General features: G+C 48.4%; 25 protein-coding genes. All 25 read left to right on the top strand.

The genetic code is table 11. The features are described 5' to 3' along the window. Positions 1–158: 158 nt before the first annotated feature. Positions 159–1,301: a flagellin gene (locus A1OO_RS21605; RefSeq protein WP_016960118.1), complete on the top strand. Its 1,143-nt coding sequence runs from the start codon at positions 159–161 to the stop codon at positions 1,299–1,301. A gap of 391 nt (positions 1,302–1,692) precedes the next feature. Next, the gene (locus A1OO_RS21595) at positions 1,693–2,832 is read left to right on the top strand and encodes a flagellin (protein WP_016960120.1); all 1,140 of its coding nucleotides are present in this window, start codon (positions 1,693–1,695) and stop codon (positions 2,830–2,832) included. A gap of 68 nt (positions 2,833–2,900) precedes the next feature. Continuing rightward, on the top strand, positions 2,901–3,323 hold the full coding sequence (locus A1OO_RS21590) for a flagellar protein FlaG (protein WP_016960121.1): 423 nt from the start codon (positions 2,901–2,903) through the stop codon (positions 3,321–3,323). 16 nt (positions 3,324–3,339) lie between these two features. Further along, entirely contained in the window at positions 3,340–4,710 is a 1,371-nt protein-coding gene (gene fliD / locus A1OO_RS21585) for a flagellar filament capping protein FliD (protein ID WP_017004414.1), read from the top strand. A gap of 11 nt (positions 4,711–4,721) precedes the next feature. Next, positions 4,722–5,015 carry a hypothetical protein gene (locus A1OO_RS21580; protein WP_017004413.1) on the top strand — a complete coding sequence of 98 codons (294 nt, stop codon included), beginning with the start codon at positions 4,722–4,724 and terminating at the stop codon, positions 5,013–5,015. Positions 5,016–5,027: 12 nt separating this feature from the next. Continuing rightward, positions 5,028–5,432: a flagellar export chaperone FliS gene (gene fliS / locus A1OO_RS21575; protein WP_016960124.1), complete on the top strand. Its 405-nt coding sequence runs from the start codon at positions 5,028–5,030 to the stop codon at positions 5,430–5,432. A 172-nt stretch (positions 5,433–5,604) separates the two neighbouring features. Then, positions 5,605–7,083 carry a sigma-54 dependent transcriptional regulator gene (locus A1OO_RS21570; RefSeq protein WP_017004412.1) on the top strand — a complete coding sequence of 493 codons (1,479 nt, stop codon included), beginning with the start codon at positions 5,605–5,607 and terminating at the stop codon, positions 7,081–7,083. Between the two features lie 160 nt (positions 7,084–7,243). Continuing rightward, on the top strand, positions 7,244–8,293 hold the full coding sequence (locus A1OO_RS21565) for a sensor histidine kinase (RefSeq protein WP_017004411.1): 1,050 nt from the start codon (positions 7,244–7,246) through the stop codon (positions 8,291–8,293). Further along, the gene (locus tag A1OO_RS21560) at positions 8,290–9,699 is read left to right on the top strand and encodes a sigma-54-dependent transcriptional regulator (protein WP_017004410.1); all 1,410 of its coding nucleotides are present in this window, start codon (positions 8,290–8,292) and stop codon (positions 9,697–9,699) included. The genes A1OO_RS21565 and A1OO_RS21560 overlap by 4 nt, the downstream gene beginning before the upstream one ends. Positions 9,700–9,825: 126 nt before the next feature. Then, the gene (fliE, locus tag A1OO_RS21555) at positions 9,826–10,137 is read left to right on the top strand and encodes a flagellar hook-basal body complex protein FliE (protein WP_016960128.1); all 312 of its coding nucleotides are present in this window, start codon (positions 9,826–9,828) and stop codon (positions 10,135–10,137) included. 15 nt (positions 10,138–10,152) lie between these two features. Continuing rightward, the gene (gene fliF / locus A1OO_RS21550) at positions 10,153–11,913 is read left to right on the top strand and encodes a flagellar basal-body MS-ring/collar protein FliF (protein WP_017004409.1); all 1,761 of its coding nucleotides are present in this window, start codon (positions 10,153–10,155) and stop codon (positions 11,911–11,913) included. Beyond that, positions 11,903–12,946: a flagellar motor switch protein FliG gene (gene fliG, locus A1OO_RS21545; protein WP_016960130.1), complete on the top strand. Its 1,044-nt coding sequence runs from the start codon at positions 11,903–11,905 to the stop codon at positions 12,944–12,946. The genes fliF and fliG overlap by 11 nt, the downstream gene beginning before the upstream one ends. Before the next feature lie 67 nt (positions 12,947–13,013). Beyond that, on the top strand, positions 13,014–14,078 hold the full coding sequence (gene fliH / locus A1OO_RS21540) for a flagellar assembly protein FliH (protein WP_017004408.1): 1,065 nt from the start codon (positions 13,014–13,016) through the stop codon (positions 14,076–14,078). Then, positions 14,062–15,378, top strand: coding sequence for a flagellar protein export ATPase FliI (gene fliI, locus A1OO_RS21535; protein ID WP_017004407.1), 1,317 nt, complete (start codon positions 14,062–14,064; stop codon positions 15,376–15,378). The genes fliH and fliI overlap by 17 nt, the downstream gene beginning before the upstream one ends. 7 nt (positions 15,379–15,385) lie before the next feature. Next, positions 15,386–15,832, top strand: coding sequence for a flagellar export protein FliJ (gene fliJ / locus A1OO_RS21530; protein ID WP_017004406.1), 447 nt, complete (start codon positions 15,386–15,388; stop codon positions 15,830–15,832). A gap of 93 nt (positions 15,833–15,925) precedes the next feature. Beyond that, on the top strand, positions 15,926–17,908 hold the full coding sequence (locus A1OO_RS21525; protein WP_017004405.1) for a flagellar hook-length control protein FliK: 1,983 nt from the start codon (positions 15,926–15,928) through the stop codon (positions 17,906–17,908). Positions 17,909–17,973: 65 nt separating this feature from the next. Beyond that, positions 17,974–18,474, top strand: a complete 501-nt coding sequence (gene fliL / locus A1OO_RS21520) for a flagellar basal body-associated protein FliL (protein WP_016960135.1) — start codon at positions 17,974–17,976, stop codon at positions 18,472–18,474. A 7-nt stretch (positions 18,475–18,481) separates the two neighbouring features. Beyond that, on the top strand, positions 18,482–19,543 hold the full coding sequence (gene fliM / locus A1OO_RS21515) for a flagellar motor switch protein FliM (protein ID WP_016960136.1): 1,062 nt from the start codon (positions 18,482–18,484) through the stop codon (positions 19,541–19,543). Positions 19,544–19,572: 29 nt separating this feature from the next. Further along, on the top strand, positions 19,573–19,962 hold the full coding sequence (gene fliN, locus A1OO_RS21510; RefSeq protein WP_016960137.1) for a flagellar motor switch protein FliN: 390 nt from the start codon (positions 19,573–19,575) through the stop codon (positions 19,960–19,962). A gap of 168 nt (positions 19,963–20,130) precedes the next feature. Further along, complete coding sequence (fliO, locus tag A1OO_RS21505) at positions 20,131–20,520, top strand: flagellar biosynthetic protein FliO (RefSeq protein ID WP_017004404.1); 390 nt, start codon at positions 20,131–20,133, stop codon at positions 20,518–20,520. After that, the gene (gene fliP / locus A1OO_RS21500) at positions 20,510–21,346 is read left to right on the top strand and encodes a flagellar type III secretion system pore protein FliP (RefSeq protein WP_017006211.1); all 837 of its coding nucleotides are present in this window, start codon (positions 20,510–20,512) and stop codon (positions 21,344–21,346) included. The genes fliO and fliP overlap by 11 nt, the downstream gene beginning before the upstream one ends. A 9-nt stretch (positions 21,347–21,355) precedes the next feature. After that, positions 21,356–21,625 (top strand): flagellar biosynthesis protein FliQ, encoded by a 270-nt coding sequence (gene fliQ / locus A1OO_RS21495; RefSeq protein ID WP_016960140.1) that lies wholly within the window; start codon positions 21,356–21,358, stop codon positions 21,623–21,625. A 13-nt stretch (positions 21,626–21,638) separates the two neighbouring features. Continuing rightward, entirely contained in the window at positions 21,639–22,436 is a 798-nt protein-coding gene (gene fliR / locus A1OO_RS21490) for a flagellar biosynthetic protein FliR (RefSeq protein WP_016960141.1), read from the top strand. Beyond that, entirely contained in the window at positions 22,436–23,569 is a 1,134-nt protein-coding gene (flhB, locus tag A1OO_RS21485) for a flagellar biosynthesis protein FlhB (protein WP_017004403.1), read from the top strand. The genes fliR and flhB overlap by 1 nt, the downstream gene beginning before the upstream one ends. A 113-nt stretch (positions 23,570–23,682) precedes the next feature. Continuing rightward, the gene (gene flhA / locus A1OO_RS21480) at positions 23,683–25,785 is read left to right on the top strand and encodes a flagellar biosynthesis protein FlhA (protein ID WP_017004402.1); all 2,103 of its coding nucleotides are present in this window, start codon (positions 23,683–23,685) and stop codon (positions 25,783–25,785) included. Positions 25,786–25,805: the final 20 nt, after the last annotated feature.

Raw genomic sequence — 25,805 nt, 5'->3', positions numbered from 1 at the left:
AATATTGGCACACTATTTGTATTAGGTTGAGCAAGAAAGTATCACATTGGTTGATGCGTCCCTAATAACGAACTGAAGGCTGGTCCCGCTAAGCAATCGGATTTATTTGTCGCGGGTAGGCTGTTTCGCAAAGTATGCGAAAGTCAAAGGAGAGCAAAATGGGTGTAACAGTTAACACCAACGTGTCTGCGATGACTGCGCAGCGTTACCTGAACAAATCGACAAATGATCTCAATACGTCGATGGAACGCTTGTCGTCTGGTAGTCGAATCAACAGCGCAAAAGATGATGCTGCTGGTCTGCAGATCTCAAACCGACTCATTGCCCAAACCCGTGGCTTAGATGTCGCTATGCGAAACGCTAACGATGGTATTTCCATTGCGCAAACGGCTGAAGGTGCAATGCAGGAATCGACCAATATTCTGCAACGTATGCGTGATTTGTCACTGCAATCCGCTAACGGTGCGAATGGTGGCTCAGAACGAATTGCGATACAAGAAGAAGTATCTGCGCTGCAAGACGAATTGAATCGTATTGCTGAAACCACTGCATTTGGTGGTCGTCGTCTTTTAAATGGCTCGTTTGGTGAGGCGTCATTCCAGATCGGTTCAGATTCGGGTGAAGCAATTATCATGGGGTTGTCCAGTATTCGTGCAGACGATTACCGCATGGGCGGCACTGAATTCACGGGCACCTCTGGTAAATCAGCGGGCTGGGAAGTTTCTGCTGCTGCGGCAACCCTCACCATGGCCTTTACCACGAAATCGGGTAACACCATTAACCTGTCGATTGATACTAAAGCGGGTGATGACATCGAAGAAGTCGCTACCTTTATTAACGGTCAATCGGATGAAATGGTCACTGCGTCTGTCGATGACGATGGTCAGTTGCAAATCTTTGTTGCGGAAGAGAAGCTGCAAGGCAATGTCACCTTTGGTGGTGCGTTAGCGACATCGTTAGGCCTTGTGACAGGTGCGGGCGCAGCTATTACCGCGCAAGATATTGACGTCAGTGATGTCGGTGGCGCTCAGATGTCTGTGGGCATTATCGATTCTGCGATGCAGTATATAGACAGCCAGCGTGCTGATTTAGGTGCGAAGCAGAACCGTTTGAGCCACACCATTAGCAACTTGTCGAATATTCAAGAGAATGTGTCTGCGTCGAACAGCCGTATTCGTGATACCGACTTTGCGAAGGAAACCACTGAGCTCACGAAAGGCCAGATCCTGCAGCAAGCCAGTACATCTATCCTTGCTCAGGCGAAGCAATTGCCGCAAGCGGCACTCAATCTGCTTCAATAGTAGGTTCAAATTTATCGAAAAAGCGGCAATGAATTGCCGCTTTTTTTGTGCGTGTTACTTTATATCTCGCCGTATGCCTTCGTTTTAAATATTCGCAAATCTCCTCTGTATCGCTTTGCCTGTCTGCGTTTGTCTGATGTGAGACTTTTGTCATAACGAAAATTTTCAAATCATCACTAAAGTTTTTCTCTGTGAGGGCGAAAACACTCATAGCACTATGATTCAACGGAAAATCCCAAGCAGTACCAAGAAACATTGGGTGTAAAAATATTAGGAAAAAAGATGTAAAGGTTTTTCTTAATGTGCCGTTACATAGGGTGTGAGAGATTTAGAACTGGTTTTCCCTGGATTGCTGGGCGGAAGCCGGACTTAGTACCGAAGGAGAATAGTTATGGCTATTACAGTAAACACTAACGTGCCCGCAATGACCGCTCAGCGCTACTTGAATAATTCAACTGACTCGCTGAATGCCTCAATGGAACGCCTGTCTTCAGGTTTCCGTATCAACAGTGCGAAAGACGATGCAGCAGGTCTGCAAATCTCTAACCGCCTGATTTCACAAAGCCGTGGCCTTGATGTTGCTGTTCGCAACGCCAACGATGGCATTTCAATGTCACAAACTGCTGAAGGTGCGATGGAAGAAACCACCAACATCCTGCAGCGTATGCGTGATCTGTCACTGCAATCAGCGAATGGTGCCAACGGCTCTGAAGAGCGTAAAGCGATTCAAGAAGAAGTTGTTGCACTGCAAGATGAAATCAACCGTATCGCAGAAACAACCTCTTTTGGTGGTGCGAAACTGTTGAATGGCACATTCGGCACAAAAGCATTCCAAGTGGGTGCAGATGCTGGTGAAGCTGTCATGATGGAGTTCAAAAACACCCGCGCTGATGAAGCGATGATGGGTGGTAGCACCTTCAAAGCAACCGTTGCCGCAAGTGCTGATATGGCTGCGTGGACTGCAACAGGCGGTGCCTCGTTGAACATGGCCATCACGAATGCAGATGGTACAACTTCAACGATTTCTATCTCAGCAAAAGATGGCGATGACGTAGAAGAGATCGCGACTTACATTAACGGTCAAGCAGACAGCAAAATTTCTGCTTCTGTTTCTGAAAATGGTGAGCTACAAGTTGTTTCAGCGTCAGGTTCTGACATTGCCTTTACAGGTGCAATGGCTACGTCATTGGGTATGGCTGGTGCAACCAAAACGGCAGAGACTGTAAAAGACGTTGATGTGAGCACCGTGGGTGGCGCGCAGAAAGCCGTCGGTCTGGTTGATAATGCCATGCAGTATATCGACTCACACCGTGCAGAACTGGGTGCGAAACAGAACCGATTGAGCCACACCATTGCCAACTTGGACAATGTTAACGAAAACGTGAGCGCGTCTAACAGCCGTATCCGTGACGTTGACTTCGCAAAAGAGACGACGCAGTTTACGAAATCTCAGATCCTGCAGCAGTCTGGTACGTCTATACTTGCACAAGCGAAGCAGGCTCCATCAGCTGCTTTGAGCCTGCTAGGATAATAGAGATGTAGCAGAAATGACGGTGAGTGTGCTACTCGCCGTCTATAGCTAACAGGAGGTGAATTAAGATGGACATATCATCCGTTTCGACATCATCCCTGTCTCATGTGACTCCACAGTCCGGCACAAAAGTTGCTAGCAGTAAAGAATCTGTGGGGGGGACTAAACCCGAAATCACAAACCAGCAGCAAATGGCAGAGAGTGCAGAAAAACTGTCCAAACGTCGTGCAGAACAAATTAACAAGTTTGAAAGCACACGTGAGGTACAGCAAGCACAGCTTGAAACGCTGGTTGAGCGACTAGATGAGTTTGTGTCTACCTTTAACAAAGGCTTATCATTCCGACTCGATGACGATTCTGGCAAGAGTATTATCACTGTTTATGAAATGAGTAGTGGGGATATAATTCGACAGATTCCAGAGAAGGAAATGCTAGAGCTAGCACAGCAACTGTCTCTTCATGCGAGGGGACTGGTTGCAGAAAAGGTATAACTGAGGTGAGTAAATAATGGGTTTAAGCGCAACAGGCCTTGGTAGTGGAATGGACATTGGTTCCATGGTCAGCAAAATTGTTGATGCCGAACGCGCGCCCAAACAAGAGCGTATCGTTAAGAACATGAATGATGTTGAAACTAACATCAGTGCTTACGGTAGGCTCAAAACTTCCCTCGATACGATGAAAGATCTGATGTTTGATTTTCGTCGTGATAATACCTTTGCGGCGCGGAGTACGGTTTCAGATAACGCCGAAACCGTCTCCGCTACCGCTGACCACCAAGCCGTGACTGGCGTCTACTCTATCGACGTACAGCAATTAGCCCAATCACACAAACTGGTATCCGATGGATTGGATCCCAAAGCGGATTTTGGCGCTGGAAAACTGACATTAAATCTCGGTGGTCGCGCGACGACCATCGATATTGCGGAAGACAACAGCTCGCTGTTGGATATCGTTCGAACTATCAATAGTCACCCTTCCAATCCAGGTATTAAAGCCTCTGTCATTAATGATGATAGCGGGGCACGTTTGATTCTTGGTGGAGATAAAGCAGGTGCTGACAATCAACTCGCATTGTCAGTTAATGCACCGATAACCAGTCCACTTCAAGCGTTCGCGTTTAATCCTGCCAGTCAAAGCAATGCGATGAATGAGATGCAAGCGGCGAAAGATGCGCGCATTTTAATTGATGGGTTGGCGTCGGTCTCCAGTGACACGAATACCTTTTCTGACGCAATTCGAGGCGTCGACATTGAGGTATCTAAGCTGACAATGCCAGAAGATGGCCCTGTTACCATTACCGTTGATGAAGATCGTGACAAAGTAAAAGCATCATTGGCTGAGTTTGTTGATGCGTATAACGCCTTCTATCAAGTCACGAAAGCTTTATCTAAGTACGACCCTGAAACGCAGCAAGGCGGTCCGCTGGTTGGCGACAGTGTTATTCGCTCTGCGGTCAATCAAATGCGCTCACTTTTCTCAACGCCGATCGAAGGCGCGCCGGATTCTCTTAAAACTTTGAGTGAGTTAGGGATTTCAACCACCATGGACGGCCGACTAGAGATCAATAACTCGATGCTGGACAAGCAGCTGAATCGGAATTTTTCTGCGCTTGAAGGCTTTTTTGGTGGTAACAATGGCTTTGCTCGAAAAGTGGAAGAGACGGTTCAGTCATTTACTGGCTTCACCGGAACGATACGCAACCGAGAGAGCAGCCTTGGTGATCAAAGGATACGTTTGCAAGATGAGCAAGAAACGTTAGATCGTCGTATGCAAGGTCTAGAGGATCGCACGTTGCGACAATTTTCCACCATGGACAATGCCATGGGTGAGATGCAATCGCAGCTATCGGCCATGATGAATATCATGCCGTCAGGGTAAGAAAAGTGACCATGTCCACGATGTTGATGCAATTAGAAACAATAGACGGTTGCCTATTGGCTGCGCTTACAGAAGGGAATGTTGACCCTGATGAAATGGCACGGTTATTGAATGAAAGAAAACAATGTCTGGCAGACATCACTATATTGCCGGATCCACCAGAAAAAGAAGCTTGGTCGGTAGCGATTTCCCGAACCGAGCATATTTACAGTTTGATAAAAAGACATCGCGACAGTGCTGCTGCCGACGCCAGTCGTTATTTAAAAGGGCGTAAGTCAGTACAACTTTATAAAAAATTCGAGTAGGTGAGGGTTGTTATGAGAGGGTCACTTCAGGCCTATAAAAAGGTGTCCGTGGACAGCCAGTTGAGCGCTGCATCGCCACACAAGGTGATTCAGATGCTAATGGCCGGTGCGATTGAACGCCTGATCCAAGGTAAAGCGGCCATGTTACAAGGCGATATTGCCGTTAAGGGTGAGCGCTTAGGCAAAGCATTGGATATCGTTATTAGCTTAAGAACGTGCCTATCTATGGATGAAGGGGGGGAAATTGCCTCCAATCTTGATGCGCTCTATGACTTTATGATCCGTCAAATCTCTGAAGCAAACAGGGACAATCACGATGCCCCGATCGACGACGTGATCGATATTTTGCGCGAAATTAAGTCAGCGTGGGATCAAATACCCGCTGAATATCACAATATCACTCAAGCAGACGCATAAAACCGCCTCATTTTCACTACAATCTAATCTGTCATGGCACAAGAGTCACAGCTTTGTGGTGTCTCTTGTTGCCTTATATCAAGCAATAACTACAATAGCTGGATTATTCTGTCATGGGCGATATTGTGCCCGTCGACGACATTGATGGTTATGAGGCAGATATATCTCACACATGCAAGGTTTAACGAAGATTCTTGTAATCGAAGATGATGAAAAGTTTCGTCACGATGTAGGTGTTATCTTGGAGTTTATTGGTGAGCAATACCTGCTATGTTCAACCACTGAACTCAATGATTCGCATTGGAAACAAGCGGGGGGCGTTTGTTTTCTGGGTAATATTCACTCACCTCAGCGTTTATCCCAGGTGCTCGATAACCTGGCTATCAATAACCACATACCGGTTATTGCGCTTGCTAAACACAAAACAGAATTAGCTGGTTTACCGAATTTTGTGGGTGAACTGGAATTGCCATTGAATTATCCGCAATTGTCTGACGCACTTAGACATTGTCAGGAATTTTCAGGCAAGCACGCATTTAATATCCCGCAACTTAGTCGAAAAAATACACTATTTCGCAGCATGGTTGGGCGCAGTGCGTCTATCAGTGATGTACGCCATTTGATTGAGCAAGTCGCCAGCACTGATGCCAGTGTTTTGATTCTTGGCGAGTCAGGCACGGGCAAAGAAGTGGTTGCGCGTAATATTCACTACCATTCTCCGCGTGGTAAAGGGCCATTTGTCCCTGTGAACTGTGGTGCCATACCGCCAGAGTTGCTTGAGAGCGAACTGTTCGGTCATGAAAAAGGCGCGTTTACTGGTGCTATCTCTGCGCGCAAAGGACGTTTTGAAATGGCAGAAGGTGGGACCCTGTTTCTCGATGAAATAGGTGACATGCCTCAGCCTATGCAAGTGAAACTGCTACGTGTTTTGCAAGAGCGTTGTTTCGAACGTGTCGGTGGCAACAAAACCATTCAATCCAATGTGCGTGTAGTCGCGGCGACTCACCGCAATCTCGATGCTATGATTGAAGAGGGCTCATTCCGCGAAGATCTGTTCTATCGCTTGAATGTGTTTCCTATCGAAATGCCTGCGCTGAGAGAGCGAATTGAAGACATTCCTCTTTTGATTCAAGAGTTAATGACGCGACTTGAGGCTGAAGGCGGAAATCAGGTTCATCTAACACCTCGTGCGGTATCATCATTGGTTGAACATGATTGGCCGGGCAATGTTCGTGAATTGGCGAATCTGATCGAACGCATGGTTATTCTTTATCCGGGCCAGATGGTCGATGTTAATCGTCTACCGAAGAAATATCGTTACAGCGATATTCCAGAGTTTCAGCCCGAGCAATTTGTTCATGTTGAGGACTGTGAAGTGTTGGAACGCGAAGCGCTGCACGCTGTTTTTGCTATGGATGAACATGAAGAAGACATGCCAGGCTTTGCAAGCTCACCAGTTTCAGGTCTTCCACCTGAAGGTGTTGATTTAAAAGCGATGCTTGCGGATCTTGAAGTCGATATGATTCGACAGGCGTTGGAAGCCCAAATGGGTATCGTTGCACGCGCTGCAGATATGCTTGGCATGCGCCGAACGACCTTAGTTGAGAAAATGCGCAAGTACAGCCTCAACAAAGAAGACATTGCCATCTAAAACAGCCGTTTAGATGCTTTGAAAAAGCGAAGTCAAAAAAATGACTTCGCTTTTTTGTTTTCTATTTAAATAAACTATTGATTTAAATCATTTAATTATTGGCACATTATCTGCTTAATGCTATTCAGCGTCAGAAATAAAGAGCTGAAAGTATAAGACCATGGAAGCCAAAAACTCACCATTAGGGACCGTCGATCAGCAGGTTCTTCGATACAAACAAGTTTTAGATGTGATGCCTGCTGGCGTTATTTTACTCGATCCCTTTGGTCGTGTGGCGGAGGCTAATCCCGAAGCACATCGCCTGCTAGGCGCGCCACTTGAACAAGAACGTTGGGTTGATGTGATTAATCGCGCCTTTTCGCCGCGAGAAGATGATGGCCATGAGGTCTCGCTCCGAGACGGTCGTCGCGTAAAGTTGGCGATATCTGCTTCGGCGTCTGGTCAACTGATACTCATCACTGACATGACAGAAACACGATTGTTACAGTCTCGTTTTAGTGATCTTCAACGTTTGTCGTCACTGGGTAAAATGGTGGCATCTTTGGCTCACCAAGTCAGAACTCCCTTGTCGAGCGCATTACTTTATGCTGCCAATCTCGGCGCGAATAATCTCAACGAGCCTACTCGAAAACGCTTTCAAGTGAAGCTGGTGGACAGGCTTCATGATCTTGAAAAACAGGTTAACGACATGCTGTTATTCGCCAAAGGTGGTGACAACAAGGTGGTTGACAATTTTTCACTCGAACAGCTGCTCAATGAATTCGAGCCCATGGTCGAAGCGCTGGTAAACAACCAGAACGTTGACTTTGAAATCAACTGCGATGACGAATCGCTTCAGTTGCTTGGCAACGTGAATGCGCTGGCAAGTGCTCTCTCAAACCTGGTGGTTAATGCCATTCAAGTGGCAGGAAAGAGCTGCAAGGTTGTTGTCGATGCTCGAGAGATGAACGGGCAAGTATTCCTCTCCGTTGCCGATAACGGCCCCGGTATAGAGAAAGCACTGCAAAGTAAAATACTCGAACCGTTTTTCACCACGCGACAGCAGGGCACAGGTCTTGGTCTCGCCGTTGTACAAATGGTCTGCCATGCCCACAAAGGTAGGCTGACGTTGCAATCTCAACCAGGTCAGGGTGCCTGTTTCACACTCTGTCTGCCCATGGCAGAACACTGCGATATCGAGCAGCAAAAGGTATCAGGAGAAGCACAATGAATCAGAGCAAAGTACTTATCGTAGAAGATGATGAAGGATTGCGTGAAGCCTTGGTCGATACGCTGGCGCTCGCGGGCTACCAGTGGCTGGAAGCGGACAGTGCTGAGCAAGCATTGCTTCTGTTGAAGCATGAATCCGTTGATATCGTGGTGTCTGATGTGCAAATGGCCGGCATGGATGGGTTGGGCTTGCTCAGAAACCTCAAGCTGCATCATCCCAAGCTACCTGTTCTGCTGATGACGGCATATGCCAATATTCAGGACGCAGTTGCTGCGATGAAAGAGGGTGCTATTGATTACATGGCAAAACCCTTTGCACCTGAAGTGCTCCTCAATATGGTGAGTCGCTATGCACCAGTGAAAACCGATAATACGGATGCGGTGGTGGCAGACCCAAAAAGCTTGGCGCTCATTGCGTTGGCCGACAAAGTCGCTAAGACAGATGCAAATGTCATGATTTTGGGTCCAAGTGGATCAGGCAAAGAGGTCATGGCGCGTCATATCCATCGCCAATCATTGCGTCCTGATGGTCCTTTTGTTGCCATTAATTGTGCCGCCATTCCAGAGAATATGCTGGAAGCGACGCTGTTTGGTTATGAAAAAGGCGCATTTACGGGCGCAGTTCAAGCTTGTCCGGGGAAATTTGAACAAGCACAAGGCGGGACGATTTTACTTGATGAAATCAGTGAGATGGACTTGTCATTGCAAGCCAAATTACTGCGTGTGCTGCAAGAGCGAGAAGTTGAACGCTTAGGGAGCCGCAAGAGTATCAAGCTTGATGTTCGCGTATTGGCGACAAGTAACCGAGACCTTCGTCAGTACGTTGAAGAAGGGAATTTTCGCGAAGATTTGTACTATCGCCTCAATGTTTTCCCAATTTCATGGCTGCCACTTTGCGAACGCACTGGAGACATTCTGCCACTGGCTAAACATTTACTTCTGCGTCACTGCAGTAAATTGGGTGAGCCAGCACCAAATCTTGAACCTTGTGCGATTCAAAAACTGGGGGTCTATCGTTGGCCGGGCAATGTTCGCGAGCTAGATAATGTTATGCAACGCGCGTTGATTTTATGTCAGAAAGACAGAATCGAAGCGAATGACATTTTACTTGAAGGTATTGATTGGCATGATGCCAGCAGTTTCCAATCACTGGTTTCAGGCAAAGATATTGCGCAACCCAGCATTCAACCTCAAGCGGTACCGACCAAAATAGAGGACATTTCGAGCGCGGCGAATGAAGGTCTGGGCGGTGAACTGAGAGAACAAGAGTTCGCGATTATTCTGGAAACCATCCGCGCGTGTGAAGGGCGTCGGAAAGACGTCGCGGAGCGTTTAGGGATAAGCCCTCGAACCTTACGTTATAAGTTAGCAAAAATGCGAGATGCGGGGATCGACATTCCTCAGTAAAGCGCTGCTTTTTAGTGAGTTAATACGTTATAATTTCTGGCTCGATAGTTGCATAAATATTAGTCAGATTAGCCGTTAACACATATACGGCGCGGATTGCCAAAGTTTTGACAGTGAGGATGGACCATGAAAATCAACCCGATGCAGCACGAAATGCAAACCATGGCATTGGATGCAAAAAACGTGGGTCGTGTCGCCACTGGTCAGCAAGTCTCACAAGACTTTGGCGAGCTTTTATCTACTGCAATCAATCATGTGAACACATTACAAAAATCGTCAGGAGAGCTGGCAACGCGTTTTGACCAAGGTGATCGAAGTGTCAGTTTGGCAGATGTAATGTTAGCGCGAAACAAGTCCAGTGTGGCGTTTGATGCGACGGTTCAAACACGTAATAAACTCGTCGAAGTTTATAAAGAACTGATGAACATGCCTGTTTAAAGTAGGAAGTAACCCGTGGCGGATGATAGTGACAACACGCAACTAGCCGTATCAGGTGGCGCAGCACTGCCAATGGCATCTGATGGTGGCTCGTTAAACGATCCAGATTTAATGGAACGCGATGTTTCGTCGTCCAGTGGTCCACTGGGAGGCATCGACATTGCGCGTCAATTGATCCTGATCGCCTCGGTGGTGATCTGCCTTTCCTTGCTTGTAGTGCTGTTTATTTGGGTGCAAGAGCCAGAAATGCGTCCATTAGGCTCTTATGAAACAGAAGAGTTGATCCCTATCCTGGATCATCTCGACACTCAAAAAACCGACTACCAACTGGAAGGCAATACCATTCGCGTTCCGGTCAAAGAATATTCCTCTATCAAGCTCAACCTCAGTCGTGCCGGTCTTAACTCCGCCCGTGAAGAGGGTGACGATATTTTGATGCAAGACATGGGCTTTGGTGTTTCTCAACAGCTTGAGCGAGAGCGTCTTAAACTCAGTCGTGAACGTCAACTTGCCGCTGCCATCGAAAAAATTCGCTCCGTTAGCAAAGCCCGTGTTCTGTTGGCGATGCCCAAACAAAGTGTCTTTGTTCGTCACAATCAAGATGCGTCTGCGACTGTCTTTTTGACCGTACGCGGAACCACGCAGTTGGGGCAAGAAGAGGTGGATTCCATTGTCGATATGGTGGCGTCTGCGGTTCCAAGCCTGAAACCTACTCGTGTCACGGTGACCGATCAACATGGTCGACTACTGAGTTCGGGCAATGAGAGTTCGATGGCGTCACAGCGCCGTAAAGAATACGAACTCGAGCGTAAACAAGAACAAGCTCTGCGGGGGAAAATTGACTCGATTTTGATCCCTGTGCTTGGGCTGGGTAATTATACGTCTCAGGTCGACGTGACCATGGATTTCAGCGCTGTTGAAGAAACGCGTAAGCGCTTTGACCCTGCTACCTCGTCTACGCGAAGCGAATACACCCGTGAGAATTACAATAACAGTGATTACGTCGCTGGTATCCCCGGTGCTTTGAGTAATCAGCCTCCTGCAGATGCAGCGATCCCTGAAGATGTGAATGATCTGAAAAACGGTGGCGCAGGGGATAAAGGCTCGCTCAGTCGTGAAGCAACGCGTAACTATGAACTGGATACCACCATTAGCCATCGCCGAGCACAAACAGGCACTGTCGCAAGACAAACCGTGTCCGTTGCGGTGGACTATATCTCAAGCACTAACCCTGAATCGGGTGAAATTACGCGAACGCCAGTGGGCGAACCAGAACTTGAAAAAATCCGCCGATTGTTGATTGGTGGGGTTGGCTACTCAGAATTACGTGGTGATGTGTTAGACGTTATTGCTATGCCGTTTGCAATACCAGAAGTGGAAATGCTTGGCGAAGTGCCAATCTGGGAGCATCCGAACTTCAACGATTGGGTTCGTTGGTTGGCTGCAGCGTTGGTTGTTATCGTGGTGGTTTTGGTCCTTGTTCGTCCGGCATTGTCGAAACTCATCAATCCGGCCAGAGATGACGATTCCATGCTTGGGCCTAATGGGGAAATGTTGGGACCAGATGGTTTGCCACTCAGCCCAGATGATGACATCGGCCTGATTGGTGCGGATTTAGATGGCTCCGGTAGCTTCGGTATGAGTTCATCAAACCTCAACTTACCTGATTTACATAAAGATGAAGACCTGCTCAAAGCTGTTCGAGCATTGGTTGCCAATGAACCAGATCTTGCAGCGCAGGTCGTGAAAAGCTGGGTGAGTGAAGATGCCTCCTAAAGATGATGATAATGGGTCGGGTAAAGATTTTGACATTACCCAACTGTCCGGTGTCGATAAAGCGGCCATTTTACTGTTGAGTCTGACTGAGCAAGATGCCGCCAGCATTATCCGCCACTTGGAACCTAAGCAGGTGCAAAAAGTGGGCGGTGCCATGACTCAGATGAAAGATCTGAGTCAGGAAATGTTAGCAGCCGTTCATCGTGCGTTTCTAGAAGATATTCAGCGCTTTACTTCCATTGGTATGGGGAGTGAAGACTTCGTGCGTAATGCCTTGATGGCAGCATTGGGTGAAGACAAAGCCAACAACTTGGTTGATCAAATCTTGTTGGGAAGTGGCTCAAAAGGTCTCGACTCGCTCAAATGGATGGACCCACGTCAGGTGGCGACCATTATCCTAAACGAGCACCCCCAAATTCAAACCATCGTGCTTTCTTACCTAGAGCCCGAGCAGTCCGCAGAAATTTTGACGCAATTTGCAGAGCGTGATGCGCTCGACCTTGTGATGCGTATCGCCAACCTTGAAGAAGTTCAACCAGCGGCGTTGCATGAACTGAATGAAATCATGGAGAAACAGTTTGCTGGTCAAGCGGGTGCGCAAGCAGCCAAAATTGGCGGCTTGAAAGCGGCTGCTGACATCATGAACTACATGGACAATGCGCTCGAATCCGCGTTGATGGAGCAAATCGGACAAAACGACGAAGAAATGGCATCGCAGATCCAGGATCTTATGTTTGTGTTCGACAACCTGTCAGACGTCGACGATCGTGGTATCCAAGCCATACTCAAAGACGTTCCTCAAGAAGCGCTGCAAAAAGCGCTCAAAGGTGCAGAAGAAGGGCTACGCGAAAAAATCTTTGCCAATATGTCCAAGCGTGCTGCCGAAATGCTGCAAGACGACTTGGAAGCCATGGGCCCGATTCGTGTTTCCGATGTGGAAGCGGCGCAGAAAGAAATTCTCTCTGTGGCACGTAGACTGTCTGATGCTGGCGAAATCATGCTAAGTGGCGGCGGTGCGGACGAGTTCCTCTAACCATGCCGATGCATGTAGAGAAATGGCATACGCCAGTTGAAACACAGATGAAAAGTAAAGGTGTAGCATGAGCTTAGATCGTCGTCGTGGGTACATTCGTGCCACTGAGGAGCAAGATAACGCCTTAGAACGTTGGTCGATTCCTAGCTATGGAAGTGCGGTTGCTGCGCCGAAAGATACTGCGCTCAACTATGATCCAAGTTGGGAGCCACCAGAGCCCGTTGATGAAGATCAAGAGCCTGAGATTGAACTCACCATGCTCACTGCGGATGCGTTGGAAGGTATCCGACAGTCTGCGGTCGATGAAGGCATGGAAGAGGGGCGATCGGCTGGATTTGAAGAAGGCCGAGAAGCTGGCTTCGAAGAAGGTAAAACAGCAGGATTCGAGCAAGGCAAAGAAGAAGGGTATCAGCAAGGGCTGACAGAAGGGCAGTTACTGATACAAGAGCGTTGTCAGCATCTTGACGCCATGCTCGAAAAACTGGCATTTCCTCTGGTACAAATTGACCACCAAGTGCAGCAACAAGTCGTGGATATGGTCATGCACCTTGCAAAAGCCGTTATTCAAACGGAAGTGGTGACTAATCCCCAAATGATTTTAAACACCTTGCGTGAAGCGGTGAACGCGTTGCCAATGACTGGACGTCAAATCTCCATTTATTTGCATCCAGACGATATGGATGTGGTGACCGCCGCGCACAGCGAAGCGTCTTTGCGCGATCGCGAATGGCGATTGATTGCTGAGCCTGCGTTAAATCGTGGAGATATTCAGGTCGCGTGCGGAGACTCCGTGGTGGATTACCGCATAGAAGATCGTATCAAACAAATTTTGGCGCGTTTTGTTGGCCAAAACCTCTCCCGTGAACCGAATGCGCCGGAAGGCTATGTTGATGTCATGCTCGGTGTGGATAAAGTTGAGCCACCAGAGTCTGAACAAGCCGTTTTCGCTGAACATGATGACGTGACTGAAACAAGCCATGTTGAGCAGAGCAGTGTTGACCAGCATGACGTTGACCCAAATAATGTTGATGATTCAACGCATGAATCGCAAACATCAGAAGAACAAGAAACCACGTTAGACCAAACTACCCCAACAGGTGATGCCGGAGAACATGATGGCCAGCCTGTCTGAAAAGCTCGAAGCCTTAACGCTTGATAACCTGTCTATGCGCCCCGTTGCCTCAGGCAAGTTAGTGCGTGTTGTCGGGTTGACGCTTGAAGCCATTGGTTGCCGCGCGCCAGTCGGCAGCTTGTGTAAAGTGGAAACCCTCAATGGCAACATTGAAGCGGAAGTGGTTGGTTTTTCGGGTGATACACTCTACTTGATGCCCAGTGAACAAATCTTTGGGGTGATGCCGGGAGCACGCGTCACGCCGATGTCAGAAGAGCAGGGCATCCCCGTAGGTTTTGAGCTTCTGGGACGTGTCATTGATGGTGTCGGCAATCCACTTGACAGTCTGGGTGACATTTTTACCGGGCAAACTGCATCGTTTACGCCAGCAACGATAAACCCTCTTGCCAGAAAACCTATCGATACACCTCTAGATGTGGGTATTAAAGCCATTAACGGTCTGTTGACCGTGGGTAAAGGTCAGCGTATCGGCTTGTTTGCCGGTTCTGGTGTAGGTAAATCTGTTACGCTGGGCATGATGACCCGAGGCACGACGGCACAAGTTGTCGTGGTTGGCTTGATTGGCGAACGTGGCCGAGAAGTTAAAGAATTTATTGATGAAATCCTTGGCGTTGAAGGTCGTGCACGTTCTGTCGTGATTGCCGCCCCTGCGGATGCATCCCCACTCATGCGTTTAAAGGGCTGCCAAACTGCACTGACTATCGCTGAATATTTCCGTGATCAAGGGTTAGATGTGTTGCTGCTAATGGACTCCTTGACCCGTTTTGCGCAGGCGCAGCGTGAGATTGCGCTGTCTGTCGGTGAGCCACCTGCCACCAAAGGCTATCCGCCATCTGTGTTTGCTAAATTGCCCGCGCTGGTAGAACGCGCCGGTAATGGTGATGAAGGGCAAGGCTCTATTACCGCATTTTTTACCGTGCTAACCGAAGGTGATGATTTGCAGGATCCCATCGCCGATGCGGCGCGCGCGATTTTGGATGGTCACATCGTGCTGTCTCGAGAAATGGCGGATGCGGGGCATTACCCTGCAATCGATGTCGAACGCTCCGTCAGTCGCGTAATGCCCAATATTGTTAACGACGAGCACATGCTAATGGCGCGTGCCGTGCGGCAAATTCTCTCCGTTTGTCGTAAAAATCAGGATTTGGTTTCTATTGGCGCGTATAAACCAGGTACTGATCAAGGTATTGATCAGGCCTTCACATTGAAACCAAGACTTGATGGCTACCTACAACAAGGCATGAAAGAAGTGGTGCCCTATGACATGTGCGTCAACATGTTACGTTCTTCTTTGCAGTAGGTGATATATGTCTTCTAACGCCATGAATTTGTTACTTGAACAGGCCAAAAACACGGAGCATCAAGCGCATTTGATTTTGGTTGCCGCTCAGCAAGAATTGCAGGGATACTACGTGCAAGTTGAGCAGATTGAACATTACCGCCTAGAATATTTTCGTCAGATGTCCGATCGTGGTCGGCAAGGGCTAAGTGCTAGCAGTTATGGTCACCTCAACCGCTTTATCGTTCAGCTTGATGAGACATTGGCGAAACAACGCCAGGCGGCAAGTGAGTTTGAAGACAATGTTGAGCGCTGTCGTGAACATTGGCAGCAATGTCGACAGAAAACGCGCTCGATAGAATGGTTGATTGAAAAACGCCTCAAGGAAGAAAAAATGCGGGCTGAGCGTCTGGATCAAAAACAGATGGATGAGTTTGCTACCCTTGCTTTTGCCCGCCAAAAAAGCCGTTTCTAGGCACTTGGCCTGATAATTGCTTCAAATCCTGTAACGAATGGTCAGCCTACACAGACTGCCCTTTAACGACAAAGTTTCTGAAGCGGGATCACTATGAGCCAAACCAGTTTCTTACTCTCAGGCGTTTCTAACAATAAAGCAGCCCTAGTCGAAGGCAAAGGCGTTTTGTCTCCCGAAGTCTCTGAAAGTGAAGGTGAAGGATTTTTCGCTCAACTTGCTCAGTTGGTTTCCGGTGATGGCGACGCAACAACTGAACTAGCCAGCGACGCCGCTTTAACTGAAGGTGATGCCGCAAGCGAAGAAGCCATCAGTGATGCCTTGCTAAAATCCATGACGCTTGCCGACGGAGAAGATGCCGAAAACTTGGCGCATAAGGGAGAAAACCTTGACGCTGAAGGCCTATCAGCCAGTGAAGGAAAGCCTTCTCTTTCGACGAGCAAAGACAGTGAAGATGCAGCATTGGCACTTAAAAGTGATGCCAAAAATGCAGAGGGTGGAAAATCCGCCCCGCAACAGCTAGCCAAGCAAGACGGTGAGGCCTTGTTGCAGCGTCTTAACGAATCCAGTCAAGCGCTACAAGGTGAAGCCATAGTGACCGATGATGGCGTAGCCGTTCCGGTCTATGAGCGAGATAAATTAGCGTCTGGCAAAAAGTTGCCGTCTGAGAGTGATACTGAACTTGCCGTCGATTCTGCGTTGCTGACAAAGCAAAGCGTCGTGTTGACAAAAAATGAAAAACTATCTGTTGAAGAAAACCCAGCCTTGTTATCTCAGCAAGCTGCGATGACCGAGGCAGGACAGCCTGTTTTAACCAGAGCGTTGCTGTCAGATGCTGAAAAACCTGCTTTGACTGATAAAACCATCACCGAGAATGGTGCCTCAGGCGCACTTCTTGGTGAGCAACAAGCAGCCCTCGTTTCTGGATTGGGTGGCATGAGCGAGTCAGCCGAAACAGTGGCTCCTGCCATATTAGCAGCGGCAAGTGCTGAAACGTTATCGGACGCTGAACGCGCTGTGTTACTTTCAGCAGAAATGGTGCAGGTGCCATCGCCATTAACGCAGACACAGATTAGCGACACAGCGACACAGGCTGTAGTAGCCGATGCCGAGGGTGAAATCACCCCTGAAATGTTGGCAAAAGCCGGTGTTGCGTTTGAGTCACTGCCTAAAAGTCAGCAAGACGCGATGCTTCGCGCTCAAGCCCTGGCTTCGCAATCTGGACTCGCTTCTCCGCTGGCAGCCGATGGCGAACCCAGTGCTTTGATGAATGAGTTAAACGCCCGAGGCTTGTCCACCCAAGCACAAGCGAACATGACCCAAACTGCGTCAGCGGTGCATGCAGCAGTGAATCCTCCAGCAGCGCAAGCTACTGCAATGTCCGCGTTCGCTGCGATTCCGTGGACACCTGCTGCGGTTAGTGATGGTCAACCGAAATTGAACGCAAGCAGCGCAGCGTTAGAAGCGGCATCGGCAAAAGCGCTGACAGAAACAACCCGACCGGGCACTGATGTAAAAACCGAACAATTGGCCCAGCAGTTAGCATCAAGCTTTGGTAATCAAAGTTCGACCACGGCAGCGCGATTGGACACCACCGTTGCACAGAGCCCGTTGCAGATGAGCCAGAATCAAGGTGATGCAGCCAACGCTTTGTCAGAACGCGTCAACGTCATGTTGTCGAAGAACCTCAAACATGTTGATATTCGTTTAGATCCGCCCGAACTTGGCCGGATGCAGATTAAACTATCAATGAATCAAGATCAGGCATCCGTACAGTTTACGGTTGCCAACCAAGCCGCAAGAGAATTGGTAGAGCAATCCATGCCACGTCTTCGTGAAATGATGCAACAGCAAGGTTTGCAACTTTCACAGTCTTCGGTGCAGCAGCAAGATACAGGCGGGCGTCAATCCTTTGCTGGAAGCCAAACCCAACAAGGTGATGGCCAAGGTGGGCAGGGTAGACAAAGTGAATCATCGGGTTTTGGTCGCGGCGATGGCGATCATGAACTTGACCGCTCCAGTACCAACCATGAGCTGTACGTCAACTCATCAAAAGACAGCATTGACTATTATGCTTAATGTAGCATTTATGATTTGCATGTATTGAGATTGAAATTCGATTAAACCGAAAAATGAGGTGAGTCATGGCAGACGAAGATATCGAAGCAGGCGGTGGTGGTGGTGGTAAAAAGAAACTGATTATTATTATCGTCGCGGTATTGGTGTTGTTAGGCGGTGGTGCTGGTGCTTTTTTATTCCTCATGGGAGGAGATAACAGCGCGGCACAAGAAGATATCGTGATTGAAGAAGCCGAACCGGTGAATCTTCAGGCAATTTATGTCACCTTGCAGCAGCCGTTTGTGTTCAACGTGACAGGAGACATGCAACAGAGATTGGTGCAAGTGAATGTCCAATTGATGGTGCGTGGCGATAGAAATGAAACAATGGCGAAACAGAATTTGCCTCTGGTTGAGCACAGTCTCCTGACGACATTTGGGGCTGCAACCGTGGAACAACTTCGTACGCCGCAAGGACAAGTGGAAGTCCGAAAACAAGCAGTCGACACTGTTCAGGCTGCAATGGAAAAAGTCACCGGCAAAACTGTGGTTGAGCGGGTGTTGTTTACTGGCTTTGTAATGCAATAGGTGCAATGTGACCGATCTACTCAGTCAAGACGAAATTGATGCGCTTCTCCATGGTGTGGACGATGTAGAAGATGATGAACCCGAAGCGAGTGGTGGAGGCGATATTGCTTCTGCTTCCAACTTCGACTTCTCATCGCAAGACCGCATTGTCCGTGGGCGAATGCCCACACTGGAGCTGATTAACGAGCGTTTCGCGCGACATATGCGGATCAGCTTGTTCAACATGCTGCGTAAAAGTGCTGAAGTGTCGATTAACGGCGTTCAGATGGTGAAGTTTGGTGAATACCAAAACACCTTGTTTGTTCCCACCAGTTTGAACATGGTGCGCTTCCGTCCGCTTAAAGGCACGTCGTTAGTGACCATGGAAGCGAGACTGGTGTTTATCTTGGTGGAGAATTTCTTCGGCGGTGATGGTCGATTCCACGCCCGTATCGAAGGCCGTGAGTTTACACCCACGGAGCGTCGAGTGATTCAAATGCTGTTGAAACTGGTATTTGAAGATTACAAAGACGCGTGGGCGCCAGTGATGAAAGTGGAGTTTGAGTATCTCGACTCCGAAGTAAACCCAGCAATGGCGAACATTGTGAGCCCAACAGAAGTGATTGTTGTAAGCTCCTTCCACATTGAATTGGATGGTGGCGGTGGTGATTTCCACGTGGTTATGCCGTATTCCATGGTGGAGCCGATACGTGAATTACTTGATGCAGGTATCCAAAGTGACAAGATGGATACGGACCTTCGTTGGTCAAAAGCATTGCAAGATGAAGTGATGGATGTGGAAGTGGAGTTAACAGCGAAGCTGCTGGAAACCCAACTCTCTTTACGTGATTTGATGGAATTGGAAGTCGGGGATGTCATTCCGGTGAAAATGCCTGATGCCTGCACCGTTTTTGTTGAAGATTTGCCGACGTTCCGCGGGAAAATGGGACAAGCTAACGACAATCTTGCTATCAAAATTAGCGAAAAATTGAAACGCCCTGAAGTGGCGAAAAGCGACATCGTGCTGTTGGAAGAAGACATGTCAGATTTTGAGCATGCTGAAAGCGGCAGAATTAACCACGATGAATAACACTGACAAACACGATGTGGTAGATAATCATGAGTGATGTAGAAGACGATTGGGCTGCGGCGCTTGCCGAACAGGCAGAAGTCGAAGGTGGGGATGACGTTCAAACGGCACCACTGGATGAATTGGTAGATGAAGCTCCGCCAATTAATGCCGATGAAGCCCGTAAGCTTGACGCTATTCTCGACATACCTGTCACCATTTCTATGGAAGTGGGGCGCACCAATATCAATATTCGTAACTTGCTGCAATTGAACCAAGGTTCGGTGGTGGAGCTGGATCGCCTCGCCGGTGAATCGCTGGATGTATTGGTGAATGGCACCTTGATTGCCCACGGCGAAGTGGTTGTGGTCAATGATAAGTTTGGTATTCGATTAACGGATGTGATCAGCCAGACAGAGCGTATCAAGAAACTGCGCTAACCGTTTTTTATTCGAACGGGTAATCGATCGCGATCGTACTGGCACGTCCCCTGAATGCCATAAAAAATGCATAGAAAGAGCACGCCCCTAGTGGCGTGCTTTTTTTTCGGCCTGAATTTTGCTTAAACAGATAAATTGCTCAAAAAACGAATGTGAAGAAGAGAGAAAATGGCACACCTGCGACTGACTATATTGGGTTTACTTTTTACGCCAAGCGCGTTTGCAGCAACCTCAAACAGCCAAAATCTAGCGACAACCTTTGTTGCTCTGCTGGTGGTGATCGGTGTGATTTTTGGTTTGGCATGGGTGCTTAAGCGTATGCAAGTTCCTTCTTTGATGGGTGCTAAGTCAGGGCTCAAGGTCGTTAGCCAAATACCACTTGGACAAAAAGAGCGTGTTGTTGTGCTCGATGTTAACGGTGAACAAGTCTTGGTGGGGGTCACGCCGCATCAAATCACTTTATTGAAAACGTTGGATACGCCCATTGCTGCGCCAGAGCAAGGTCCGTCCTTTTCTTCTCAACTTAATCAAATTCTGAGAAAAAATGATGCGTCTTAAATCTGTCAGTGCCATTTTTCTGGCGCTTTGTTGTTTTATTGTCACACCGTATGCGTTCGCGCAAGAAGAGCCTGCCCCCGCGACTGAAACGGTGACAGAAACCCTGATCAGTGAGGCCGGTGAAGCCTCAATGATGCAAGCCACCAATGGAGGCGGTGGTATTCCAGCGCTGACCATGACGGTCAATCCCGATGGGGGAGAAGACTATTCGGTGACGCTGCAAATTCTGGCGCTCATGACAGCGCTTGGATTCTTACCAGCGATTGTGATTTTGATGACCTCATTTACCCGTATTGTGGTGGTGATGTCGATATTGCGTCAGGCCATGGGCTTGCAACAAACACCGTCGAATCAGGTCATCATTGGTATCGCCATGTTCCTCACCTTTTTTGTGATGTCACCTGTTATCGACCGAATGAATGTCACTGCCGTTCAGCCATACCTCAATGAAGAAATTAGTTCCCGCGAAGCATTTGACCTTGTGCAGATCCCGCTGAGAGAGTTCATGCTCAAGCAAACGCGAGTGAAAGACTTAGAAACCTTTGTGAGTATGTCCGGCTCTGATGCCACAGAGACTGAGCAAGTCCCAATGACAGTGTTGATCCCTGCGTTCATCACGTCAGAGCTGAAAACCGCATTCCAGATCGGGTTTATGTTATTCCTTCCTTTTTTGATCATCGATCTGGTTGTGGCATCTGTGTTGATGGCGATGGGTATGATGATGCTATCACCCATGATTGTGTCCTTGCCGTTTAAGCTCATGCTGTTTGTGCTGGTGGATGGGTGGAACCTCATCTTGTCCACATTAGCCGGCAGTTTTGGGTAGGAGTTCGTTATGGCACCAGAAGCGTTTGTTGAGCTGTTTCAAGATGCGTTGTACCTGATACTTGTCATGGTCTGCGCCATCATTATTCCGGGTCTTATCGTGGGTTTAATCGTGGCTGTGTTCCAAGCCGCCACCTCAATCAATGAGCAAACCTTGAGTTTCCTGCCGCGTCTGATTGCAACGCTAGTTGCTATGATGGTGTTTGGTCACTGGATGACACGAATGCTGATGGAGTATTTCATCCGTTTGGTGGAAGAAATCCCCACGCTGCTTTACTGACTGAGCATTCAGCATGGAATATCCCGCGCACATTATTCTTGAGTGGATGGCCCAGTTCTTTTGGCCGTTGACACGCATCTCCGCCATGATGATGACCATGACGTTCTTTGGTGCGCGTTTTGTTCCGGTGCGCGTACGTTTGTATCTATCACTTGCGATTACTTTTGCTGTGATGCCTGCCATTCCCCGTATTCCAGACACCGTAGAGCTAGTCTCTTTTGGTGGTTTTTTGGTGTTGGCTCAACAACTACTGATTGGCATCGCGATGGGTACGATTACCCAATATGTGATGCAAACCTTTGTGTTGCTTGGTCAGATAATCGGTATGCAGTCGAGTCTTGGCTTCGCTTCAATGGTTGATCCCGCTAACGGCCAAAACACGCCCTTACTGGGGCAGTTTTACCTGTTTATCGCAACCATGCTTTTCCTTTCTACCGATGGGCATTTACAAATGCTGAGTCTGGTGGTGATGAGTTTCAAAAGCTTACCCATTGGCGAAACGTTGCAATCTGCAGATTATCGGGCGCTGACTGATTGGTTTGGCATCATGTTCAGCGTGGCATTGGGCATGGCATTGGCGGGCATTATTGCCCTGCTGACGGTCAACATTTCCTTTGGTGTGATGACCCGTGCCGCGCCTCAGTTAAACATTTTCTCGCTCGGATTTTCCTTTGCCTTGCTGGTTGGTTTGATGATTTGCATGTATTTGCTCAGCGGGATCTTACCGCATTATCTGAACCACTGGGATACGGGTGTGAATGCCATCTGTGACTTGATTCGTCTCGACTGTAATGTGAGTGGAGGTGCCTAATGGCAGAAAACGAAGGCCAAGAACGCACAGAAGACGCCACGCCCCGAAGGCGTGAGCAGGCGCGAGAAAAAGGTCAAGTACCGCGCTCAAGAGAACTGGCATCAGTCGCTGTATTGGTGATAGGTGCCATCGCACTCATGTGGTTTGGCGAAAGCGTAGGTGAAGCGCTGATGGAAACCATGCGTAAGTTTTTTACGCTGTCGCGAGAGGAAATCTTTGACGTCACCCTGTTAGGACGGATCATTTATGGCGCCATATTTCACGTCACTTGGCCATTGGCTCAGGTGTTGCTGATGTTGTTCGTTGCTGGCTTAATTGGCGCATCTGCACTGGGTGGGGTGTCGTTCTCTTGGGAAGCAGCAAGGCCTAAACTCTCCAAAATGAGCCCACTTCAGGGGATAAAACGCATGTTTGGCATGCAGAGTATGGTGGAGTTGCTCAAATCGATTTTGAAAGTCGCGCTGGTGGCTGGGGTGGCGTTTTACCTGATGTGGTCCAGTATTGGTGATTTTTATCAGCTCAACGTTGAAATGTTCCCCACCAATTTGTATCACGCCCTAGATATCTTGCTGAATTTTGTGCTTCTCATCTGCTGTTCTTTACTGGTCGTTGTCGCGATTGATGTGCCGTTCCAGATTTGGCAGCACAACGATCAGCTAAAAATGACGAAACAAGAAATTAAAGATGAATACAAAGATACCGAAGGTAAACCTGAGGTTAAAGGGCGTATTCGTATGCTCCAACGTGAAATGGCACAGCGCCGCATGATGGCGGAAGTCCCGTCTGCTGACGTGGTGATCACCAACCCAGAGCACTATTCGGTCGCCCTTCGCTATGACAGTAAAATAGACCGTGCCCCAGTCGTGGTCGCCAAAGGTTCGGATTTTATGGCGATTAAAATTCGAGAAGTTGCCGCACAGTATGACATTAGCATTGTCCCTGCGCCTCCGTTGGCGCGTGCAGTGTATTACAGCACGGAACTGGAAGACCAAATTCCTGACGGTTTGTTCGCGGCGGTGGCGCAATTGCTGGCTTACGTGTTCCAGCTAAAGCAGTATCAAAAGGGGCGTGGACGTAAACCGACGTCGTTGGCGGACCAACAACTCCCTATACCGACAGAATTACGTCGTTAATTGGTTGAAATGCGCACGATTTTTAGCAGTATGTTGATATTAAAGCCTAAAAAAGATGGTTCGTTTTTTGCTTAGTAGTAATTAGTGATTTAGCCTGAGACAACAAACGACCCATGAAGCTTTCGTTGCCGTACATCAATAAGGTGCAAGAAAAACTCCCGTTCAAGCTTGGCGTCATGCCTGCAGTGGGTGCGCCGATATTGGTGCTCTCAGCGTTGGCGATGGTGATTTTACCCGTTCCCGCTTTCTTGCTCGACATGTTCTTCTCTTTCAATATCGCCTTGTCGCTTGTTGTCCTGCTGGTGACCATTTACACCCGTAGACCTCTCGATTTCGCTGCGTTTCCAACCGTACTTCTTATCGCCACATTGCTGCGCTTGGCGCTGAACGTTGCGTCAACGCGAGTGGTCTTGTTGCACGGTCATGAAGGACCGGGTGCTGCGGGTCAGGTTATTGACGCTTTTGGTTCGGTGGTGATTGGTGGCAACTACGCTGTTGGCCTCGTTGTCTTCCTGATTTTGATGATTATCAACTTCATGGTTGTTACCAAAGGTGCTGGCCGTATTTCCGAAGTGAGCGCCCGCTTTACCTTGGACGCATTGCCAGGTAAACAAATGGCGATTGATGCCGATTTGAATGCTGGATTGATCAACCAAGACCAAGCGCGTACGCGTCGTTCGGAAGTCACAAAAGAAGCTGACTTCTACGGTTCGATGGACGGTGCGTCGAAATTCGTAAAAGGCGATGCTATCGCAGGTATTTTGATTCTGGCGATCAATATCATCGGCGGCTTGTCGATTGGCATGGTTCAGCATAACGTCAGCTTCTCCGATGCCATTGAAATCTATACGCTGCTGACCATCGGTGATGGCCTCGTCGCACAAATCCCATCACTTTTGCTCTCTATTGGCGCCGCTATCATGGTGACGCGTCAAAACACAGACGAAGACATGGGACAACAAGTGGTGTTCCAGCTTGTTGAAAACCCTAAAGCACTGATCATCGCGACGGGAATTTTGACCGTGATGGGCGTGGTGCCAGGTATGCCACATTTTCCTTTCCTGTCGTTGGCACTGGTTTGCGGTGGTTTTGCGTATTGGAAAACGCAGCAGCGTGACAATGCTAAGAAGGCGGCAGAAGAAACGCCTAAACAAGATTTGGTCAAACCTAAACCGAAAGAGTTGTCGTGGGATGACGTACAACCCGTTGATGTTATTGGCTTAGAAGTAGGCTATCGCTTAATTCCTATGGTTGACCGAGACCAAGGTGGTGAGCTACTCGACCGTGTGAAAGGCGTGCGTAAAAAGCTGTCGCAGGATTTTGGTTTTCTCATACCCCCTGTACATATTCGCGATAACCTCGAACTGCCACCTAACAGTTACCGTATTACCTTGATGGGCGTGGCTGTCGGTGAAGCCGATATTCGACCTGACAAAGAGTTGGCGATTAACCCAGGGCAAGTCTTTGGCCCGATTGAAGGCGAACCGACGGTTGACCCTGCATTCAACCTTGAAGCGGTTTGGATTGATAAATCTCAGCGTGAGCATGCGCAAGCGCTGGGTTATACCGTGGTTGATTCCGCCACGGTACTCGCGACACATTTAAGTCAGATGCTGACTAACAACGCAGAGCGTTTGTTGGGTCACGAAGAAGCACAAAATCTTATCGACATGCTGGCCAAGCAGGCGCCTCGTTTGGTTGAAGGGTTGATCCCCGACCTTGTGTCGCTGGGGGCGGTCGTGAAAGTGATGCAGAACTTGCTTAATGAAGCCATTCCTATTCGTGACGTTAGAACCATTATTCAGACACTCTCTGAGTACGCGCCGAAGAGTCAAGATCCTGACATTTTGACGGCCGCAGTGCGCATTTCACTCAAGCGATTAATCGTACAAGAAATCAATGGTATAGAGCCTGAGTTGCCAGTGATTACGTTGGTTCCTGAGTTGGAACAGATATTGCATAAAACTATGCAGGCATCAGGTGGCGAGTCCACAGGTATAGAACCAGGGCTTGCTGAGCGATTGCAGCAAAGCTTGTCAGAGGCAACGCAGCAGCAGGAACTTCAGGGTGAACCCGCAGTTTTGCTAACCTCAGGCGTTCTTCGCTCCACCTTAGCCAAGTTTGTTAAGAACACGATTCCGTCATTGCGCGTTCTGTCTTATCAGGAAGTGCCAGACGAAAAACAAATAAGAATTGTAAGAGCGGTTGGCAACTGATGCCGTGCATCAGTAAATCA

This window comes from Enterovibrio norvegicus FF-33 (genome assembly GCF_000286835.2).
Classification (GTDB): domain Bacteria; phylum Pseudomonadota; class Gammaproteobacteria; order Enterobacterales; family Vibrionaceae; genus Enterovibrio; species Enterovibrio norvegicus_A.
The sequence above is the reverse complement of the archived record's forward strand: the minus strand, read 5'-3'. Positions and strand labels throughout refer to the sequence as shown.

What these genes read in the sequence shown, in the direction of transcription:
- fliH (WP_017004408.1), top strand. Translation starts at nt 13,014, where the DNA reads ATGAGCTTAGATCGTCGTCGTGGGTACATTCGTGCCACTGAGGAGCAA.
- fliO (WP_017004404.1), top strand. Translation starts at nt 20,131, where the DNA reads ATGGCACACCTGCGACTGACTATATTGGGTTTACTTTTTACGCCAAGC.
- A1OO_RS21525 (WP_017004405.1), top strand. Translation starts at nt 15,926, where the DNA reads ATGAGCCAAACCAGTTTCTTACTCTCAGGCGTTTCTAACAATAAAGCA.
- A1OO_RS21605 (WP_016960118.1), top strand. Translation starts at nt 159, where the DNA reads ATGGGTGTAACAGTTAACACCAACGTGTCTGCGATGACTGCGCAGCGT.
- A1OO_RS21580 (WP_017004413.1), top strand. Translation starts at nt 4,722, where the DNA reads ATGTCCACGATGTTGATGCAATTAGAAACAATAGACGGTTGCCTATTG.
- fliL (WP_016960135.1), top strand. Translation starts at nt 17,974, where the DNA reads ATGGCAGACGAAGATATCGAAGCAGGCGGTGGTGGTGGTGGTAAAAAG.
- A1OO_RS21570 (WP_017004412.1), top strand. Translation starts at nt 5,605, where the DNA reads ATGCAAGGTTTAACGAAGATTCTTGTAATCGAAGATGATGAAAAGTTT.
- fliN (WP_016960137.1), top strand. Translation starts at nt 19,573, where the DNA reads ATGAGTGATGTAGAAGACGATTGGGCTGCGGCGCTTGCCGAACAGGCA.
- flhB (WP_017004403.1), top strand. Translation starts at nt 22,436, where the DNA reads ATGGCAGAAAACGAAGGCCAAGAACGCACAGAAGACGCCACGCCCCGA.
- A1OO_RS21590 (WP_016960121.1), top strand. Translation starts at nt 2,901, where the DNA reads ATGGACATATCATCCGTTTCGACATCATCCCTGTCTCATGTGACTCCA.
- fliI (WP_017004407.1), top strand. Translation starts at nt 14,062, where the DNA reads ATGGCCAGCCTGTCTGAAAAGCTCGAAGCCTTAACGCTTGATAACCTG.
- fliR (WP_016960141.1), top strand. Translation starts at nt 21,639, where the DNA reads ATGGAATATCCCGCGCACATTATTCTTGAGTGGATGGCCCAGTTCTTT.
- flhA (WP_017004402.1), top strand. Translation starts at nt 23,683, where the DNA reads ATGAAGCTTTCGTTGCCGTACATCAATAAGGTGCAAGAAAAACTCCCG.
- fliP (WP_017006211.1), top strand. Translation starts at nt 20,510, where the DNA reads ATGCGTCTTAAATCTGTCAGTGCCATTTTTCTGGCGCTTTGTTGTTTT.
- fliS (WP_016960124.1), top strand. Translation starts at nt 5,028, where the DNA reads ATGAGAGGGTCACTTCAGGCCTATAAAAAGGTGTCCGTGGACAGCCAG.
- fliQ (WP_016960140.1), top strand. Translation starts at nt 21,356, where the DNA reads ATGGCACCAGAAGCGTTTGTTGAGCTGTTTCAAGATGCGTTGTACCTG.
- fliE (WP_016960128.1), top strand. Translation starts at nt 9,826, where the DNA reads ATGAAAATCAACCCGATGCAGCACGAAATGCAAACCATGGCATTGGAT.
- fliJ (WP_017004406.1), top strand. Translation starts at nt 15,386, where the DNA reads ATGTCTTCTAACGCCATGAATTTGTTACTTGAACAGGCCAAAAACACG.
- fliG (WP_016960130.1), top strand. Translation starts at nt 11,903, where the DNA reads ATGCCTCCTAAAGATGATGATAATGGGTCGGGTAAAGATTTTGACATT.
- A1OO_RS21595 (WP_016960120.1), top strand. Translation starts at nt 1,693, where the DNA reads ATGGCTATTACAGTAAACACTAACGTGCCCGCAATGACCGCTCAGCGC.
- A1OO_RS21565 (WP_017004411.1), top strand. Translation starts at nt 7,244, where the DNA reads ATGGAAGCCAAAAACTCACCATTAGGGACCGTCGATCAGCAGGTTCTT.
- A1OO_RS21560 (WP_017004410.1), top strand. Translation starts at nt 8,290, where the DNA reads ATGAATCAGAGCAAAGTACTTATCGTAGAAGATGATGAAGGATTGCGT.
- fliD (WP_017004414.1), top strand. Translation starts at nt 3,340, where the DNA reads ATGGGTTTAAGCGCAACAGGCCTTGGTAGTGGAATGGACATTGGTTCC.